The sequence below is a fragment of the Mesorhizobium sp. M7A.F.Ca.CA.004.06.1.1 genome (assembly GCF_003999135.1).
In the GTDB taxonomy this organism is placed as follows: Bacteria; Pseudomonadota; Alphaproteobacteria; order Rhizobiales; family Rhizobiaceae; genus Mesorhizobium.
In genome coordinates this window covers 1-17,974 of record NZ_RZPQ01000036.1, presented here as the reverse complement: position 1 = coordinate 17,974, position 17,974 = coordinate 1, and the positions used below count along the sequence as shown (strand labels likewise).

Below are 17,974 nucleotides of genomic sequence, written 5' to 3'. Positions count from 1 at the left end.
ATCGGGCCGGATGTCGGCGGCCGTTGCCCGAATTCTCCGTTGCCTGCCGGATTTGTGTTCATTTCGCCCTACCGTTTGATCGCCCAACGAATCCCCAGCGGCAGAGTAGGGGCGAATATGGCAAAATTGACGGCACGCCGAAGCGCCGCCCGGCAGCCGGACGATCAGCCATTGTAGCGCTGGAAGACCAGCGACGCGTTGGTCCCGCCAAAGCCGAAGGAATTGGACAGCGCCACGTCGATCTGGCGGGCACGCGGCTTGTTCGGCACCAGGTCGATCGCGGTTTCGCGTTCCGGGTTGTCGAGGTTGATGGTCGGCGGCGCGACATTGTCCCTGATGGCAAGGATCGAGAAGATCGCTTCGGCGGCACCCGCCGCCCCAAGCAGATGGCCGATCGACGACTTGGTCGACGACATCGAAATCTTCGATGCGGCATTGCCGACAAGCCGCTCGACCGCGCCGAGCTCGATCGTGTCGGCCATGGTCGAGGTGCCGTGCGCGTTGATGTAGTCGACATCGGCCGGCGTCAACTTGGCCCGGTTCAGTGCCGCCGTCATGCAACGGAAGGCGCCATCGCCATCCTCGGCGGGCGCGGTGATGTGATGCGCGTCGCCGGTGAGACCATAACCCGTCACCTCGGCATAGATCTTGGCGCCGCGCGCCCTGGCATGTTCGAGCTCCTCGAGCACGACAACGCCGGCGCCCTCGCCCATGACGAAGCCGTCGCGGTCGCGATCATAGGGTCGCGACGCCGTTTGCGGCGAATCATTGCGTTCCGTCGACAGTGCCCGGCATGCGGCAAAGCCGGCGATCGACAGCCGCGTCACCGGCGCTTCGGCGCCACCGGCGACCATCACGTCGGCATCGCCCCACATGATCAACCGGGCAGCATCGCCAATGGCGTGCGCGCCGGTCGAACAGGCCGTGACGACGGCATGGTTCGGGCCTTTCAGTCCGTGCCGGATCGAAACCTGCCCGGAGACGAGATTGATGATCTGGCCCGGGATGAAGAAAGGGCTGATGCGGCGCGGGCCGCGCTCCTTGAGGATCATCGCGTTCTCGGCGATGCCCTCGATGCCGCCGATGCCGGAGCCGATCAGGACGCCGGTGGCACACCGCTCTTCATGCGTCTTGGGTTCCCAGCCGGAATCCTTCAGCGCCTCGTCGGCGGCGGCAATCCCGTAAAGGATGAAGTCGCCGATCTTGCGCAGTTCCTTGGGCTCGAGCACGGCCTCGGGATTGAAGGTGGCATTGCTGCCGTCACCACGCGGAATGACGTGGGCGATCTTGCAGGCAAGATCCTCCACCTCGAACTCAGTGATGCGCTTGGCAGCGCTGCGGCCGGTCAGAAGTTCCTTCCAGCTGTGCTCGAAGCCCATGCCGAACGGCGACAGCAACCCAAGGCCCGTGACGACGACACGCCTCATCGCAGGTCCTCCCCGGTGATGACTGCGGAAAGCGTCAGGCCGAAGCCTTGTCGATGTACTTCACGGCATCGCCAACGGTCAGGATGGTCTCAGCCGCATCGTCGGGAATCTCGACGCCGAATTCTTCTTCGAACGCCATGACGAGTTCGACCGTGTCGAGGCTGTCGGCGCCCAGATCATCGATGAAGCTCGCCTGCTCCGTCACTTTGTCGGCATCGACGCCAAGGTGCTCGATGACGATCTTCTTGACGCGCTCTGCGGTGTCACTCATTTGGGCATCCTCGTCTTTTGTTTGTCTGTCTTCGTTAGCGGGCAGAATGCCGCTAATCAAGCTGAAAGATGGTCCTGCCGGAAACGCAACGACTACGGACCGGTTTTTGCCCGAACCGCCGGGTTGCGGGCCGCATTACACGAAAAATAGCTGAGGTCCAAGCCGAAATGGTCTCTTTTCACAACCCGCCGGCGTTGCTGCCGAACCTCGTCAAATCATAGCCATGCCGCCATTTACGTGGATGGTCTGGCCAGTGACGTAGGCGGCTTCGTTGGAGGCGAGATAAGCGACGGCGGACGCGACTTCAACGCTGGTGCCCATGCGCCGCGTCGGGATCGCCGCCATGATCGCCTCTTTCTGCTTGTCGTTGAGCTTGTCGGTCATCGCCGATTCGATGAAGCCCGGGGCGACGCAGTTGACGGTGATGTTGCGGGTGGCGATCTCCTGTGCCAGCGATTTGGAGAAGCCGATCATGCCGGCCTTTGAGGCGCAGTAATTGGTCTGGCCGGGATTGCCGGTGATGCCGACCACCGAGGTGATGTTGATGATGCGGCCATGGCGGCGGCGCATCATCGGGTGGGTGAGTTCGCGGGTCAGCCTGAACACGGCGGTCAGGTTGACCTCGAGCACGCTGTCCCAGTCGGCATCCGACATGCGCACGAACAGGCCGTCCTTGGTGATGCCGGCGTTGTTGACCAGGATGTCGACGCCTTCGAGATCGGCTTCGGCTTTCTGGCCGAGCGCCTTGACCTCCTCACGGTTGGACAAATTGGCCGGGAACAGCTTGACCCGGTCGCCAAGCTCGCTAGCCAGCGCTTCCAGTTTCTCGACGCGGGTGCCATGCAGGCCGACGATCGCGCCCTGCGCATGCAACATCCTGGCGATCGCCTCGCCGATGCCGCCGGATGCGCCGGTGACGAGCGCCTTGCGGCCAGTCAATTCGAACATTTTTGTCTCCTGATTGAGAAGAGAACACCCTTTACAGGGATGGGATCAAATGACGCTTTATGCAAGCGCCGCCATGGCCGCCTCGACGTCAGCCGCGGTGCCGACCGACGCGGTGGCGACATCGCGGTTGATGCGCCGCGCCAATCCTGAAAGCACCTTGCCGGCGCCGATCTCGTAAAGCGTGGTGACGCCGTTTGCGCCGAACCATTCCACCGTCTCGCGCCAACGCACGCGGCCGGTTATCTGTTCGACCAGGCGGCGGGCGATCTCGTCTGGATCGCTGGTCGGGCTGACCGTAACATTGGAGAGGACGGGAACCACCGGCGCGTTCTTTGCCACGCCGGCCAGGGCTTCGCGCATGACGTTCGCGGCCGGCGCCATCAGCGCGGAATGGAAGGGCGCGGACACCTGCAGCATCAGCGCGCGTTTGGCGCCTTTCTCGGTGCACAGTTTCGCGGCCAGTTCGACCGCGGCCTTGGCGCCGGAGATGACCAGTTGGCCACCGCCATTGTCGTTGGCGATCTGGCAGACAGAGCCTTTGGCGGCTTCCGCGCAAGCGGCTTCGACATCGGCATGTTCCAATCCGATGATCGCCGCCATGGCGCCCTCGCCGGCCGGCACCGCCGCCTGCATGGCATTGCCGCGTATGCGCAGCAACCGGGCGGCATCGGCAACCGAAACGAAGCCGGCAGCGGCAAACGCCGAATATTCGCCCAGCGAATGACCGGCGACATAGGCGATCTTGCCTTTCAGCGAGAAGCCGCGCGATTCCAGCGCCCGGATCGCGGCCAGCGACACCGCCATCAGCGCCGGCTGCGCGTTGGCGGTCAGCGTCAACGTCTCTTCCGGCCCTTCCCAGATCAGCTCCGACAGATTTTCGCCGAGCGCATCGTCGACTTCCTGGAAGACCCTGCGCGCTTCGGGGAAGGCGTCGGCGAGATCCTTGCCCATGCCGACCGCCTGGCTGCCTTGTCCGGGAAAGGTGAATGCAACGGCCATGCGAGGGCTCCCAAGGGCTGGTTTTGCTTGCCTGAAGACGGTTTTTCTTGCCTGTGACGCATGGCGGGGCGCCAAGTCAAGCCCGGTTCGACCCTGCCCGAGGGCAGCCTCGTCCGCCGAGTGCCTGTTGCGAAAGGGTTTTTGGCGATCACTCCTGATGAAAACCGCTCACGATTCGTTTGCTGGCTCTTCTTATTTCCGTTACAGGCGCTAGCTTTGCGTGACAATTCCATGACAATCGAGTGACGCGCTTGTCGCTGGGTGGGGAAGTTAAAGTGGCAAAGAGTTACAAACGCACCGGCAAGGCCGCGCCACAGTTCCTGGAAGACGACCCCTCCACCGGCTATCTGCCGGGCAGGAGATGGCCGGTCGTGCGCTATGGGCTGATCAGCCTGGCGATTGCCGCTATCCTGGTGTTTGCCATCGAACTGATCGTGCGCGGCGACTTTGCCGGAACCATCTCCTTCTTCCTGCAGCCGTTCAAGCCGGGCTGGACCACCATCGTCGTGTTTGCGCTGCTCCTGATCGGCTTCGATGCGGTGCTCGGCCGCAGCCACCAGAGCCTGATGATCGTCGCGCCGCTGACCTTGTCGCTTGCTTTCGTCGGTCACCAGAAGTCGCACTATCTCGGCGATCCGCTCTATCCGACCGATTTCCTCTATGCCCGCCAGATCTTCGCGCTGCTGCCGCTTTTGGTACGCGAACGGCCGATGACCGCGCTTGCCATGGTCGTCGGCATCGTCGCCGGCCTGTCGCTGCTCGTCTACGGCTGGCGGCTATGGCGCCGCAAGGTTCCCGCACTCAGCCGCAAGGGGCGCCTTGCGCGGCTGACGCTGGCAGTGCCGCTGCTCGCCTTCTTCGTTTCGATCATGGACTACGCCACCTTCTCCTGGACCAGGGATCGGCTGCAGATCATCCCGATCATGTGGGACCAGAAGGAAAACTATGCCTCCAACGGCTTTGCGCTGGCCTTTGCCCTCAACGTGCCGATGGCGCATGTCTCGGCGCCGCCGGGCTATTCCGACAAGGCGATCGCAGCGATAGCCAGGCCTGATGTGACCGCCTCGGTGCCGGCCGAGAAGCCGGACATCATCATCGTCATGAGCGAATCCTTCTGGGATCCGACCAAGTTGCCTGGCGTCACCATCACGCCAGATCCAATCCCCAATGTGCGGGCGCTGCGCTCGGGCTCGATGTTCTCGCCGGAGTTCGGCGGCATGACCGCCAATATCGAGTTCGAGGCGCTGACCGGCTTCTCCAACGCGTTCCTGCCGGCAGGCAGCATCCCCTATCAGCAATATGTGCGCACGCCGACGCCTTCGCTCGCGACCTTCCTGAAGAGCCAGGGTTACCGGGCGCGCGCCATCCATCCCGGCACCAACTGGTTCTGGAACCGTGGCGCGGTCTATGCCGATTTCGGCTTCAACGATTTCATGTCGGAAGAGACGCTGCCGCCAATGCAAAAGCGCGGGCCACTGGCATCGGATGCGGCGATGACCGACGAGATCATCAGCGAGGCCGACGCCAGCGACGAGCCGGTGTTCTTCTTTGCGGTCAGCCTGCAAAACCACGGTCCCTACGAGCCGAACCGCTATTACAATCCCACGCATAGGGTGCAGGCGCCGATCAGCCAGTGGGCGCGCGAATCGCTACTCAGCTACGCCGAGGGCTCAGCCGATGCCGATCGCGGCCTCGAACGCCTCGTCGAATGGGCCAAGAAACGCTCCCGCCCCACCGTAATCGCCTTCTTCGGCGACCATCTGCCGCCGCTGGGGCCGGTCTATGTCGAAACCGGCTTCCTCAAGGACAATGTCGCGCCGCGCAAGGAAGCGTCGCCCGAGGCTGCTCTCGAGCATCACGAGACGCCGCTGGTCATCTGGTCGAACCGCACCGGGCCGGCTGAGCAGATGGGTGCCGTCAGCCCAGCCTTCCTGCCCTATCATATCCTGAAAACGGCCGGAATCAGCCATCCCTACTACACCGGCTTCCTGGGCGAGATGAGCGAACGCTACCGTGTCGTCGACCGCAATCTTCTGCTGACGCCGGCTGGCGAAGCCACGCCCGATTGGGCGCGGCAGAAGGAGATCGATCCGGCGATCCGCGATTTCCGCCTGCTGCAGTACGATATGATGTTCGGCAAGCGTCAGGCAGCGCCTGACTTCTTCCCCGAAACGGTCGACAAGGACAAGGTTGTCGCCCATACGAGTTGAGCCCAACGATCCCTCAGGCTCGTCTGTGTCGGATCGCGCGTTCAGTTCGTCAATTGCAGCTTCGAGAACTTGTTGGCGATCTGCTGGAAAACGTCCGGCAATTTGGTCGGATCGTTGACTGCATAATAGCCGCTCGGATCAGAAGCGCAGGCGCTGTAAAGCGCGCGGTTGGCTGCGGTGTCGGATTGCAGCACCATGGTGTAGATTTGCACGCCCTCGTTCTTCAATTGCGTGCAGACGTTTTTGGTCCAGCCGTCGACATTGCGCGCAGCGGTCGTCTGGTTATCTGATCCGAAACGGCCGCCGGCCAGATAACCATATGATGTGTAGTCAGATTTCGTCGGCTGTTGGCTGGCGCCATAGACGACGTTCTCGCCGTCGGTGAGCAACAGCACGATCTTGCTGATGCCGGGCGTCTTCCACGGCGCCCCATCGGTGTAGGGCGCGGCGGGCGACAGCACCCGCATACCCCATGACAGGCCCTCGGAGACGTTGGTGCCCGAACCGTTCCACTCGGTCATCTGACTGGCAGCCTTGCGCAGCTTGTCGAAATCGTCGGTCAGGGGGACCACCGGGGTCGGACACGCACGGTTCGGACCGATAGTGATGGGAGAGCCGATCTCGGTTATGAGTTCCTTGGCGGGCGCAACATATTTGGCAATCTTTTCCCTGGCAGCCCTGTCATCGGGCGACAGAAGTTCGATGAGATTGCCGAGCAGGTTGCTGAGATCGATGCCCAGGATGTTGATGCCCGACTGGGCAAGCCTGGTTTTGTCGCTGACATCGTTGAGATAGGAGTTGTTGTAGTATTTATCCGAATTGCCATAGGAGCCAGACGGCTTTTGGGCGTCTTCGGGATCATCCGGCGCAAAGTACGGCACGAACAGCGTGTCGGGCTTGGCCGTGTCGGGTGGCGTGTCGGAGATATTGTAAGCGCCTGGCCGCGCCTCGACACAACCCTTCCATCCGGTGCCATTCCATCCGGCATCGGTCCATCCGGTCTTCTTGAGCTGTTTGAAAAGCGCCATGTGGTTCGGCCGCTTGCCGTCGATGACGGGAAAATTGACGCCGTTGGTTGAGGACTTGCCGTCCATGTCGATCCAGGACGGGTCGAAGCCGTCGCCATTGACGTTGACGGCGGTTACGAAAGGAACCAGCGAGGCGCGGATCTTGCGCGTCGGCGATTTCGCCGCTTCGAGCGTGTCGAGCAACGATTTTGTCGCCGTCCTCAGTGCCGTCATGCGCGCGCCGGCCATCGAGCCGGTGTTGTCCAGTACCAGCACGACTTCGAGCTGGTTGTTCGATTCGACCGCCGAGGCATCGACCACGATGTGCTTGCTGTCGCCGAACAGGAAGGCGAAGTTGAGATTGACGTCCGCCGAGGCAATCGCCTTTGTCTTGACGAAGTTGACGCCCTTATCGACAGTCAGCGTCGCCTGCGCATTGCCGAGTTCGCCATGACCGACGATGTTGGCCTGGAAATAGCGGTTGAAAGCGTCATTGCGGGTGATGTCGAGATCGCCAAGGTGCGAAGAAGCAAGATTTGCCGAATCAAGAGCGTTCTGCAGATTGCTCTTGGCTCGCATAAGGGTCGAGATATCGGTTGCGAAAGCGACTGCCGTCAGGATGACCGGCAAACCCAGTCCCAGCACAAGCGTGAAATTGCCGCTCTTCGAGCGCCAGAATTTGTTGAAAAGCATCCTTACCCCCGGAAATGCTTGCCGCTTTTGCGCGGTTGTCCGGGCTTTTGCGCCTTCGATGATGAATCGACCGTTGATGGCCAGGCTTCAACTCCACACAACCTGCTGGTGTGGTTAAGACGTGGTTGCCGGAAACCACAACTCCGACCGTTGCTGCTCCCCGATCATCGGCTATGACACACGGGAATGCCGCTTGCGCTTGCTTTGCGGCCGGATTGCTGTATAGACGCCCGCAATCTGCCGGTCCTTGCTGGGGGCTGAACGGAGGGCCGGAGGTTTTTCAGAACCTTCGTGTGAAGCCGGAAGTGCTTCCGCCTCCCGTGTCTCCGCTCTCGACCGTCTCGTCATGCTCCTTTCTTCCCCCTGCCCCTTCGAGGGTTTGCGGGTCAGAGAAGTTGCAGAGGCTTTTGCCGCCGGGAACCGGGAGAGAAACGAAGAAAGGCATAGGACATAATGGCTCTTTACGAACATGTGTTTCTTGCCCGGCAGGACCTCTCGCAGCAGCAGGTCGATGCGCTTGTCGAACAGTACAAGGGTGTCATCTCCGCTAATGGCGGGTCCGTCGGCCGGGTCGAGAACTGGGGACTGAAGTCCCTCACCTACCGGGTCAACAAGAACCGGAAGGCTTACTACACGCTGATGGACCTGAATTGCCCGGCGGCCGCGCTCAACGAGATGGAGCGCCAGATGGGCCTGTCCGAGGACGTGCTGCGTTTCCTGACCATCAAGGTCGAGGCGCATGAGGAAGGCCCGTCGGCCATGATGCAGAAGCGCGAAGAGCGCTCGGAACGCGGCGGCTTCGGCGACCGTGACCGTGGCGATCGTGGTCCGCGTTCGTTCGGCGATCGTGATCGCGGCGACCGTGGCGATCGTCCGCCGCGCTCGTTCGGCGACGCCGGTGCCGATCGTGGTCCGCGCCGTCCGCGCGAAGGCTTTGAAGGGGGTGCAGAATAATGGTCGACATCAATCAGATCCCGACCCGGCGCCCGTTCCATCGCCGCCGCAAGACCTGCCCGTTCTCCGGCGCCAACGCGCCCAAGATCGACTACAAGGACGTGCGTCTGCTGCAGCGCTACATTTCTGAGCGCGGCAAGATCGTGCCGTCGCGCATCACCGCCGTCAGCCAGAAGAAGCAGCGCGAACTCGCCAAGGCGATCAAGCGCGCCCGCTTCCTCGGCCTGCTGCCCTACGTGGTTCGCTAATATCTCAAATGCGGGCGGTTCGCCGCCCGCTCTTTCCCACGGCGACGGGCGCCGCAGGGCCGAACATCAAATCCCGGGTTGAGGTCAAAACCTCTAACTGCCGCAACAGGCAGGACAGCGACACCAGCGCCAAAGGCGCTCAAGCTTCCTGACCTGTTCCCAAGACATTCGGCGTCGATCTCATCGATCGATTGGCGCCCAACCGAAGGAACAAAACCATGGACGTCATTCTTCTCGAACGCGTTTCCCGTCTCGGCCAGATGGGCGATACCGTCAAGGTCAAGGACGGCTTCGCCCGTAACTTCCTGCTGCCGCAGGGTAAGGCGCTGCGCGCCAACGAAGCCAACAAGAAGAAGTTCGAAGGCCAGCGCGCCCAGCTCGAAGCCCGTAACCTCGAGCGCAAGTCGGAAGCAGCCCAGGTCGCCGAAAAGCTCGACGGCAAGAGCTTCATCGCCGTTCGCTCCGCCGGCGAAACCGGACAGCTTTACGGTTCCGTTTCGACCCGCGACATCGCCGATCTGCTGACGGCGGAAGGTTTCTCGATCAACCGCAACCAGATCCTGCTCAACCAGCCGATCAAGACCATCGGTGTCACCAATGTGGCGATCGCGCTGCATCCGGAAGTCGAGGTCACCGTCACGCTCAACATCGCCCGCACGGCCGACGAAGCCGAGCGCCAGGCCAAGGGCGAGACTCTGACCACCGCCGAAGCCATCTATGGCGACGACATCAACGACAACGCCCGGCCGGAGAACTTCTTCGATCCGAACACCGAGTTTGAAGGCGGCGAAGACAACGCCTGATCATCCATAGCAAAGAGGTTGAAGCTGCGCTCCGATCTCGATTGAAGCGTGCTTCGATCACTTTGCCGTCATCCAGCCATGCTGGACCAATGCCCGGGCCTCTCGCCCGGGCATTTTTGTGCCAAATGGAACTTTTCGAACCCCTATATATTGTTGCAGACTATGGCGTCGCGCGTCCTTTGGCCGCGCAAAGCACGCTGTGCAACTTTGGTTCGGCGCAAGATCTTCGGGGAAATCGACACTGATTTTCGCGGTCACGCGCCAAGGCAGCCTGTCTGGCCGAGAGGGGACATTTGGTCATGAATATTCTGTTGAAGCGCGTTCTCGACCGCCTGGTGCGTACCGGCAATCTCAAGGTGACTGGTCCCAAGGGCTCGGCTGTGGTTTTCGGCGACGGCAGCGGCGAACCGGTGCACATGCACATCAAGACCGCGCATGCCGAGCGCGCCATCACCTTCGATCCGATGTTGGCGGTGCCTGAAGCCTACATGGACGGCGAACTCGACATTCTCGAAGGCGGCGTGCTGGGCGTGATGCGCATCGCCTTCCAGAACATGGGCAGCGGCGGCATCGACGCCACCTGGTCGAAGGCCATCGAAGGCTTGCGCCACGCCTTCCGCCGGCTGCAGCAGATCAACACCGCCTCGCGCTCGCGGCGCAACGTGCAGCGACACTACGATTTGTCGGGCGACCTCTACCGGCTCTTCCTCGACGAGGACATGCAATATTCCTGCGCCTATTTCGAGCAGCCGGACATGACGCTCGACGAAGCGCAGGCCGCCAAGAAACGCCACATCGCCGCCAAGCTCCGGCTGAAGGCCGGCCAGACCGTGCTCGACATCGGCTCCGGCTGGGGCGGGCTTGGCCTCTACCTCGCCAAGGCGTTCGACGTCGACGTGCAGGGCGTGACTCTGTCGACCGAGCAGCATGGCGTAGCCACCGACCGGGCGCACGCGCAAGGGCTGGAAAGCCGTGTGCATTTCGAGCTGAAGGACTACCGCGAACTCAACGAGCGTTTCGACCGCATCGTCTCGGTCGGCATGTTCGAGCATGTCGGCGTCAACCACTACCGCACCTTCTTCGACAAGAGCGCGACGCTGCTCAAGCCCGATGGCGTGATGCTGTTGCACACGATCGGCCGTTCCGGCGTGCCGTGGGCGACCAGCGCCTTCATCCGCAAATACATCTTCCCGGGCGGCTACATCCCGTCGCTCTCGGAAGTCATGCCGGCGATCGAAAAGTCGGGCCTGGTCGTCACCGACGTCGAGATCCTGCGGCTCCACTATGCCGATACGCTGAAGCACTGGGGCGTGCGCTTCGCCGCCAATCGCGACAAGGCCAAGGCGATCTATGACGAGCGTTTCTGCCGCATGTGGGAATTCTACCTGGCGGCCTCGGAAGCCGCCTTCCGCTGGCAGGACCTGGTGATCTTCCAGATCCAGATCGCCAAGAAGAACGACACGCTGCCGATGACACGCGACTACATGGCCAAATGCGAAAAAGCGCTTGAGATGCGCGACATGGGGCATCGTGAAACGGCTCCCGTCAAAAAGAGCCCGGCCGCCAAGCCGGCTCGCCGCCGCAAGGTTGCCGACCAGGAATAGCATTGCCGCTTGCCATTGCCGGCGCCTGCACTGAAAAAGGTCCCGTGACTGTCGCGGGACCTTTTTTTCATGACCTACGTCCTCTATGCCGCCGCCGCTCTGGCCGAGATCGCCGGCTGCTTTTCGTTCTGGGCCTGGTGGCGGCTCGAAAAGTCGCCGCTTTGGCTTCTTCCCGGCCTCGCCTCGCTTGCCCTGTTCGGCTTCCTGCTGGCGCTGGTGGACATGTCAGCCGCCGGCCGCGCCTACGCCGCCTATGGCGGCATCTACATCGCGGCGTCGCTTGGCTGGCTGTGGCTGGTGGAGGGCGTTCGCCCCGACCGCTGGGATCTTGCCGGTGCCGCGCTCTGCATTGCCGGCGCTTCGGTGATCCTTCTCGTCCCGCGGGGCGCGTGAGATGGAGTTGCCGGCCTCCCTTCGCCAAGGTGTCGAGCGCCTGCTCGAAAACGTTCCTCTTGCGGTACTCAAGCAAGCGGCAAAAACGCTGTCCGACCGTTATCGTGCCGAGTTGCGTGACGGCCGTTTGCACATGGCCGAGGACCTGGCAGTGAAAGCCTATCTGGCGACGCGGCTGCCGGCGACCTATGCCGCGATCCGCGCCAGCCTCGACGCGCTGAGCGACGCAAAGCCCGGCTTTCAACCCAGGAGCCTGCTCGATGTCGGCGCCGGCCCTGGCACGGTGCTTTGGGCCACGACCGACCAGTGGCCCGATCTCGAACAGGCAGTGTTGTTCGAAGCCAGTGCCGCGGTGCGCAAGGTCGGCGAGACGCTTGCCGGCGACACAATTGCCGCCCAGACCAGATGGCTGGCCGGTGATGCCACCATCGACCTTGCCGACATCGAGCCGGCCGATCTGGTCACGTGCGCCTATGTGCTCGACGAAATCGCTCCCGCATCACTGCCGAAGCTCATCGACCGCCTCTGGCAACTCACCGCCGACACGCTGCTTGTGGTCGAGCCGGGCACCCCCGCCGGCTGGCAGCGCATCCTTGCCGTGCGCCGGCAGTTGATCGAGGCGGGCGCGCATGTGCTTGCGCCTTGCCCGCATCAGGCGCCCTGCCCGCTCACCGCGCCCGACTGGTGCCACTTTTCCCGCCGCGTCGCCCGCTCGCGCCTGCACCGGCTGGCCAAGGACGCCGACGTGCCGTGGGAAGATGAGAAATTCATCTATGTCGCGGCTTCTCGCGACGGACTCACATCGCACCAAGCGCGGGTTCTTGCGCCGCCGAAATCCGGTTCCGGCAAGGTTCTGCTCAAACTTTGCCGGGACGACGGCACCGCCGCCGAGCGCTTGTTCACCAAGCGCGACGGCGCCGACTTCAAGCTGGCCCGGCGGCTGGACTGGGGCGACAGGCTGGCTTCCGAATAGACAGCAGCAGCGTTTGCGACCGCCTCGAAGAAAAATTTCGAAGCGATGTCGAATCCAGGCCGTGCCGTTCGACCATTGGCGTTCTCGGACCTTTCGAGACGCCAAGAGTGTCAAACGGCATCAGCCAATAGGAGAAACGCAATGAGCTATATCGCAGGATTTGTCGCCGCGGTGCCCGCCGCCAACAAGGAAGCTTACCGCAGGCATGTCGCCGAGGTGGCATCGGTGCTGAAGGAGTTCGGCACCACCCGCATGGTCGAAGGATGGGGCGACGACGTGCCCGGCGGCAAGATCACCGACTTCAAGGGAGCCGTGAAGGCAAAGCCGGATGAAGTCATCACCTTTTCATGGCACGAATACGCGGACAAGGCGGCGGCGGACGCGGCCTATCAGACGATGATGAGCGACCCGCGCATGGCGGAGATCGGCGCTTCCATGCCCTTTGACGGCAAGCGCATGATCATCGGTGGCTTCACGCCCTTCATCGACCTGAACACGACCGGCAAGACGGGCTATATCGATGGCTCGCTGGTGCCGGTGCCGGCCGCCAACAAGCAGGCCTACCTTGCCGTAGCGACGAAGCAGGCCGCGGTGATCAAGGAACACGGCGCAACCCGCGTTGTCGAAGCGTGGGGCGACGATGTTCCCGACGGCGAGGTCACCGACTACCGTGGCGCCGTGAAAGCAACGGGCGACGAGGTCGTCGTCTATGCCTGGGTCGAATGGCCGTCGAAGCAGGTGCGCGATGACGCCTGGAAAAAGGTGATTGCCGATCCGCGCATGTATGCCGACACCATGCCCTACGACAACCAGCGCCGGGTCCATGGCGGCTTTGCGCCGATCCTCGACGCCTGATCCCAAGAACCCTAGTTTTCGACAATCCTGGAAAAGGAAACCCACCATGCGTTACGCCTGTCTCATCTATTACCACCCCAAAACATTGTTCGGCGGCAGCCCGGAGGCCAATGCCGTGCTGGCCGAGTGCTCCGGATATGACGAGGTGCTCAAAGCCAGCGGCCACTTCGTAACCGCCGAGGCCCTGGTGCTGCCCGAGGAGGCAATGACCGTGCAGGTCCGCGACGGCAAGATGTCGACCGTCGACGGCCCGTTCATGGAGACCAAGGAGATCCTGGGCGGCATCATCGTCATCGAGGCCCGCGATCTCAACGAGGCGGTGCGAGTGGCGAGCGGCCATCCACTGGCAACGATCGGCTTTGTCGAAGTTCGCCCGGTCGTCGACTTCAGCCAGCCGCCGCCGGTCCTGTGAGCACCACCAGCCCCCGCGATGCCCTGGAGGCGGCCTACCGCACCGAGGCGCGGCGCGTGCTGGCGACCTTGATCCGCCTGCTCGGCGGTTTCGACGCGGCGGAGGAGGCCTTGCATGAGGCCTTCACTGCTGCCGCCGAGCAATGGCCGCGCCAGGGTGTGCCGGCCAACCCCTATTCCTGGCTGGTCTCGGCCGGCCGCTTCAGGACCATCGACCGCTGGCGCCGGGAAGCACGGCTGGCCGGGGCTCTGCCCGAACTCACGGCGCTGGCCGAGCCGACACGGGAGCCGGCCATGCCGGAAGACATCCAGGACGATGAATTGCGGCTCATCTTCGTCTGCTGCCATCCGGCGCTGGCGCCGGATGCACGCATCGCCCTGACCCTGCGCGAAGTGGGTGGTTTGACCACCGAAGAGATCGCCCGCGCCTATCTGACGCCGACACCGACCATCGCGCAACGCATCGTGCGGGCCAAGGCGAAGATCCGGGACGAGGCGATCCCCTACGAGGTGCCCGACCGCGCCGACCTGCCGGTGCGTCTCGAGAGCGCGCTGCAGGTGATCTACCTGATCTTCAACGAGGGTTACGCGGCCACCGAGGGGCCGAACCTGACGCGGGCCGACCTGTGCGCCGAGGCGATCCGGCTCGGCCGGCTGATGGTCGAACTGCTCGACCAGCCGGAGGCGCAAGGGCTGCTTGCCCTGATGCTGCTGCACGAGGCGCGGCGCGCGACGCGGGTCAATGCCAGCGGCGACCTTGTCCTGCTGGAGGATCAGGACCGCACGCTGTGGGACCGTTCGCCGATCGCCGAGGCCGACGGCCTGATCGGTCGGGCGATCGCCTCGCGCCGCATCGGACCGTATATCCTGCAGGCGGCCATTGCTTCCGTCCACGCCGAGGCGGCAGGCACGGCGGAGACCGACTGGGTACAGATCGTCGCGCTTTACGATGTGCTCGGCCGCGTCGACCCCTCACCGGTCGTGGCACTCAACCGCGCCGCGGCCATAGGCATGCGCGACGGCCCGCAGGCCGGACTGGCGGAAATCGAGGCGGTCATGGCACAAGGCGGGCTGGACGGCTACCATCTGGCGCACGCGGCGCGAGCAGACATGCAGCGCAGGCTTGGCTTAACCGAAGCGGCAAGGACCTCCTACCGGCGGGCGATCGAGTTGACCCGGCAACCGGCGGAACGCCGGTTCATCGAGGGGCGACTCGGTCAGCTTTGAACGGAGTGGCGGCACAGGAACCCAGCGCTTGTTTTCTCGTTTTGTTCTCCCTATAGATGCGCTACAATCGTTCTTTCGATTCGAGTCAATTGTGATTCTTTCCACCGAAAAAACTCGGCTGTGAATCGCGGGTATCAAAGCTGATTGGACAGGCACTGGTGCAGATAAGTCAGCATGGACTTGTCACGTTCTGATATCGAAAGGCCGGGATCGAAATCGGGGATATCATGGCAGAAGCAGCGCGAAAATTCGGCGTGGCGGAAACACCGCTTTATCGTGAAGCGCCCAACAACATCGAGGCCGAGCAAGCGCTGCTCGGCGCCATCCTCGTCAACAACGACGCCTTCTATCGCGTCTCGGACTTCCTCAAGGCCAGCCATTTCTACGAGCCGCTGCACCGCAAGATCTTCGAGGTGGCGTCCGAGTTTATCCGTATGGGCAAGGTCGCGACGCCGATCACGCTGAAAACCTTCCTGCCCGCCGACGAGAAGGTCGGCGACATGACGATGGCGCAATATGTCGTGCGGCTGGCGGTCGAGGCTGTGACCGTCGTCAACGCCACCGACTATGGCCGCGCCATCTACGATCTTGCGACGCGCCGCGCGCTGATCACGGTCGGCGAGGACATGGTCAACATCGCCTATGACGCGCCGGTCGACATGGCGCCCGGCGAACAGATCGAGGATGCTGAGCGGCGGCTGTTCGAGCTGGCCGAAAACGGCCGCTACGATGGCGGTTTCGAAAGCTTTTCCGATGCGTTGAAGAATGCCGTCGACATGGCCAGCGCGGCCTATATGCGCGATGGCCACCTGTCCGGCATTGCCACCGGCCTGCGCGATCTCGACCACCGCATGGGCGGCCTGCAGCCTTCGGATTTGATCATCATCGCCGGCCGCCCAGGCATGGGCAAGACGTCGCTGGCCACCAACATCGCCTACAACATCGCTGCCGCCTATGAGCCTGCCCAGCAGGCCGACGGTTCGGTCAAGGCGGCCAATGGCGGCGTCGTCGGTTTCTTCTCGCTCGAAATGTCGTCGGAGCAGCTGGCCACCCGCATCATCTCCGAGCAGACCGAGATCCCATCGTCGAAAATCCGGCGCGGCGATCTGACGGAGGCCGATTTCGGCAAGCTCGTTGCCTACACGCAGGAGAACCATAAACGGCCGCTCTATATCGACCAGACGGGCGGTATTTCCATTGCCCAGCTTGCGGCGCGCGCCCGCCGCCTCAAGCGTCAGCGCGGGCTTGACCTGATGGTCATCGACTATATCCAGCTGATGCAGGGTTCGTCCGCCAAGGCGTCGCAGAACCGCGTCCAGGAAATCACCGAGATCACCACCGGACTGAAGGCACTCGGCAAGGAGTTGGGCGTGCCGATCATCGCCCTCTCACAGCTTTCGCGTCAGGTTGAAAGCCGCGACGACAAGCATCCCCAGCTGTCCGATCTGCGCGAATCGGGTTCGATCGAGCAGGACGCCGACGTGGTGCTGTTCGTGTACCGCGAGGAATACTACATCAAGAACAAGGAGCCGGAGAAAGGCACGCCCGAGCATCTCGCCTGGGAGGCGAAGATGATCGAAGTCCAGGGCAAGGCCGAAGTGATCATCGCCAAGCAGCGCCACGGACCGACCGGCACCGTCAGCCTTGCCTTCCAGGGCGAGTTCACCCGCTTCTCCGACCTCGCCGAGGAGCATCATCTGCCGGAAAGGTTCGAGTAGCTTTTTGACCTACCCCAGCCAACCTCGCCCAGACCATTTTCAAGCAGCATCCCGCTGATGGCCAAATCCCGGGTCCAATTCATCTGCCAGAGCTGCGGATCGGTGCATCAGCGCTGGGCCGGCAAATGCGATGCCTGCGGCGAGTGGAACACGCTGGTCGAGGAAGGCACGTCCGGCGGCATCGGCTCAGGACCGGCCAACACGCGCAATGCCCGCAAGGGCCGCGCGGTGGTGCTGACCACGCTGTCCGGCGACATCGAGGATGCGCCACGCATCATTTCGGGCATCGGCGAACTCGATCGCGCCACCGGCGGTGGTTTCGTGCGCGGCTCGGCGCTGCTGGTCGGCGGCGATCCTGGTATCGGCAAGTCGACGCTGCTCACCCAGGCGGCCGCGGCGCTAGCATCAAAAGGCCACCGCATCGTCTATGTCTCGGGCGAAGAGGCGGTCGCGCAGATCAGGCTGCGGGCGCAGCGGCTTGGCGTCGCCTCTTCTCCGGTGGAACTTGCCGCCGAGACCAATGTCGAGGACATCCTGGCGACGATCGCCGACGGCAAGCGGCCTGATCTCGTCATCCTGGATTCGATCCAGACGCTGTGGACCGACCTTGCCGATTCGGCACCGGGCACCGTCACACAGGTGCGCGCCGCCGCCCAGGCGATGATCCGCTATGCGAAATCCACGGGTGCTGCGATCGTGCTGGTCGGCCATGTCACGAAGGAAGGCCAGATCGCGGGGCCGCGTGTCGTCGAGCATATGGTCGACGCCGTGCTCTACTTCGAGGGCGAAGGCGGCCATCACTATCGCATCCTGCGTACGGTGAAGAACCGTTTTGGACCGACCGACGAGATCGGCGTCTTCGAAATGTCGGACAAGGGCCTGCGCGAGGTTGCCAATCCGTCCGAGCTTTTCCTTGGCGAGCGCCATGCAAAATCGCCCGGGGCCGCGGTTTTCGCCGGCATGGAGGGGACAAGGCCGGTGCTGGTCGAGATCCAGGCACTGGTCGCACCCTCCTCGCTCGGCACGCCGCGCCGCGCCGTCGTCGGCTGGGACGGCGCCCGGCTGTCTATGATCCTGGCAGTTCTCGAAGCCCATTGCGGGGTGCGCTTCGGCAGCCACGATGTCTATCTCAACGTCGCCGGAGGCTACCGGATTTCGGAGCCCGCGGCCGATCTGGCAGTGGCGGCCGCCCTGGTTTCCTCGCTCACCGGTCTTGCCCTTCCCGCCGGTTGC

The 17,974-nt window shown here is 63.1% G+C and carries 17 protein-coding genes; 12 read left to right on the top strand and 5 right to left on the bottom strand.

The features are described from left to right. Nucleotides 1-164 precede the first annotated feature (164 nt). The 4 genes from fabF to fabD all read right to left on the bottom strand — a co-directional run bounded on the left by fabF (nucleotide 165) and on the right by fabD (nucleotide 3,645). Entirely contained in the window at nucleotides 165-1,427 is a 1,263-nt protein-coding gene (fabF, locus tag EN906_RS04590; protein WP_127273339.1) for a beta-ketoacyl-ACP synthase II, read from the bottom strand. Nucleotides 1,428-1,461: 34 nt separating this feature from the next. After that, entirely contained in the window at nucleotides 1,462-1,698 is a 237-nt protein-coding gene (locus tag EN906_RS04585; protein WP_006203723.1) for an acyl carrier protein, read from the bottom strand. Between the two features lie 210 nt (nucleotides 1,699-1,908). After that, nucleotides 1,909-2,646, bottom strand: coding sequence for a 3-oxoacyl-[acyl-carrier-protein] reductase (gene fabG, locus EN906_RS04580; protein WP_127271122.1), 738 nt, complete (start codon nucleotides 2,644-2,646; stop codon nucleotides 1,909-1,911). A 57-nt stretch (nucleotides 2,647-2,703) separates the two neighbouring features. Beyond that, a complete protein-coding gene (gene fabD, locus EN906_RS04575) occupies nucleotides 2,704-3,645 on the bottom strand; it encodes an ACP S-malonyltransferase (protein ID WP_127375081.1) in 942 nt (313 codons plus the stop codon). A 275-nt stretch (nucleotides 3,646-3,920) separates the two neighbouring features. Between fabD and EN906_RS04570 the strand changes: the two genes are divergently transcribed. Then, the gene (locus EN906_RS04570; protein ID WP_164748926.1) at nucleotides 3,921-5,855 is read left to right on the top strand and encodes an LTA synthase family protein; all 1,935 of its coding nucleotides are present in this window, start codon (nucleotides 3,921-3,923) and stop codon (nucleotides 5,853-5,855) included. Between the two features lie 41 nt (nucleotides 5,856-5,896). On the opposite strand, the gene EN906_RS04565 is transcribed toward EN906_RS04570, so the two are convergent. Beyond that, nucleotides 5,897-7,555, bottom strand: a complete 1,659-nt coding sequence (locus EN906_RS04565; RefSeq protein WP_127269336.1) for a pilus assembly protein — start codon at nucleotides 7,553-7,555, stop codon at nucleotides 5,897-5,899. Between the two features lie 453 nt (nucleotides 7,556-8,008). Here EN906_RS04565 and rpsF point away from each other — a divergent pair, with 453 nt between their 5' ends. The 11 genes from rpsF to radA form a co-directional block, all read left to right on the top strand. Next, nucleotides 8,009-8,509: a 30S ribosomal protein S6 gene (gene rpsF, locus EN906_RS04560; RefSeq protein WP_013532520.1), complete on the top strand. Its 501-nt coding sequence runs from the start codon at nucleotides 8,009-8,011 to the stop codon at nucleotides 8,507-8,509. Next, on the top strand, nucleotides 8,509-8,757 hold the full coding sequence (gene rpsR, locus EN906_RS04555; protein WP_006203718.1) for a 30S ribosomal protein S18: 249 nt from the start codon (nucleotides 8,509-8,511) through the stop codon (nucleotides 8,755-8,757). Before rpsF ends, rpsR begins: the two co-directional genes overlap by 1 nt. Before the next feature lie 218 nt (nucleotides 8,758-8,975). After that, entirely contained in the window at nucleotides 8,976-9,560 is a 585-nt protein-coding gene (gene rplI / locus EN906_RS04550; protein ID WP_023813757.1) for a 50S ribosomal protein L9, read from the top strand. Nucleotides 9,561-9,859: 299 nt separating this feature from the next. Further along, nucleotides 9,860-11,164, top strand: a complete 1,305-nt coding sequence (locus EN906_RS04545; protein ID WP_127272489.1) for a cyclopropane-fatty-acyl-phospholipid synthase family protein — start codon at nucleotides 9,860-9,862, stop codon at nucleotides 11,162-11,164. A gap of 69 nt (nucleotides 11,165-11,233) precedes the next feature. Beyond that, nucleotides 11,234-11,557 carry a YnfA family protein gene (locus EN906_RS04540; RefSeq protein WP_127272490.1) on the top strand — a complete coding sequence of 108 codons (324 nt, stop codon included), beginning with the start codon at nucleotides 11,234-11,236 and terminating at the stop codon, nucleotides 11,555-11,557. 1 nt (nucleotide 11,558) lies between these two features. Beyond that, nucleotides 11,559-12,530 (top strand): small ribosomal subunit Rsm22 family protein, encoded by a 972-nt coding sequence (locus tag EN906_RS04535; RefSeq protein ID WP_127272491.1) that lies wholly within the window; start codon nucleotides 11,559-11,561, stop codon nucleotides 12,528-12,530. A 141-nt stretch (nucleotides 12,531-12,671) separates the two neighbouring features. Further along, complete coding sequence (locus EN906_RS04530) at nucleotides 12,672-13,385, top strand: DUF1428 domain-containing protein (RefSeq protein ID WP_127267849.1); 714 nt, start codon at nucleotides 12,672-12,674, stop codon at nucleotides 13,383-13,385. A gap of 46 nt (nucleotides 13,386-13,431) precedes the next feature. Next, nucleotides 13,432-13,797: a YciI family protein gene (locus EN906_RS04525; RefSeq protein ID WP_027037981.1), complete on the top strand. Its 366-nt coding sequence runs from the start codon at nucleotides 13,432-13,434 to the stop codon at nucleotides 13,795-13,797. Further along, complete coding sequence (locus EN906_RS04520) at nucleotides 13,794-15,023, top strand: RNA polymerase sigma factor (RefSeq protein ID WP_127267850.1); 1,230 nt, start codon at nucleotides 13,794-13,796, stop codon at nucleotides 15,021-15,023. Before EN906_RS04525 ends, EN906_RS04520 begins: the two co-directional genes overlap by 4 nt. A gap of 227 nt (nucleotides 15,024-15,250) precedes the next feature. Beyond that, nucleotides 15,251-16,741: a replicative DNA helicase gene (locus EN906_RS04515; protein WP_127267851.1), complete on the top strand. Its 1,491-nt coding sequence runs from the start codon at nucleotides 15,251-15,253 to the stop codon at nucleotides 16,739-16,741. 57 nt (nucleotides 16,742-16,798) lie between these two features. After that, nucleotides 16,799-17,974, top strand: a 1,176-nt coding sequence (gene radA, locus EN906_RS04510; RefSeq protein WP_127375080.1) for a DNA repair protein RadA, incomplete at its 3' end; no start/stop codon positions are given.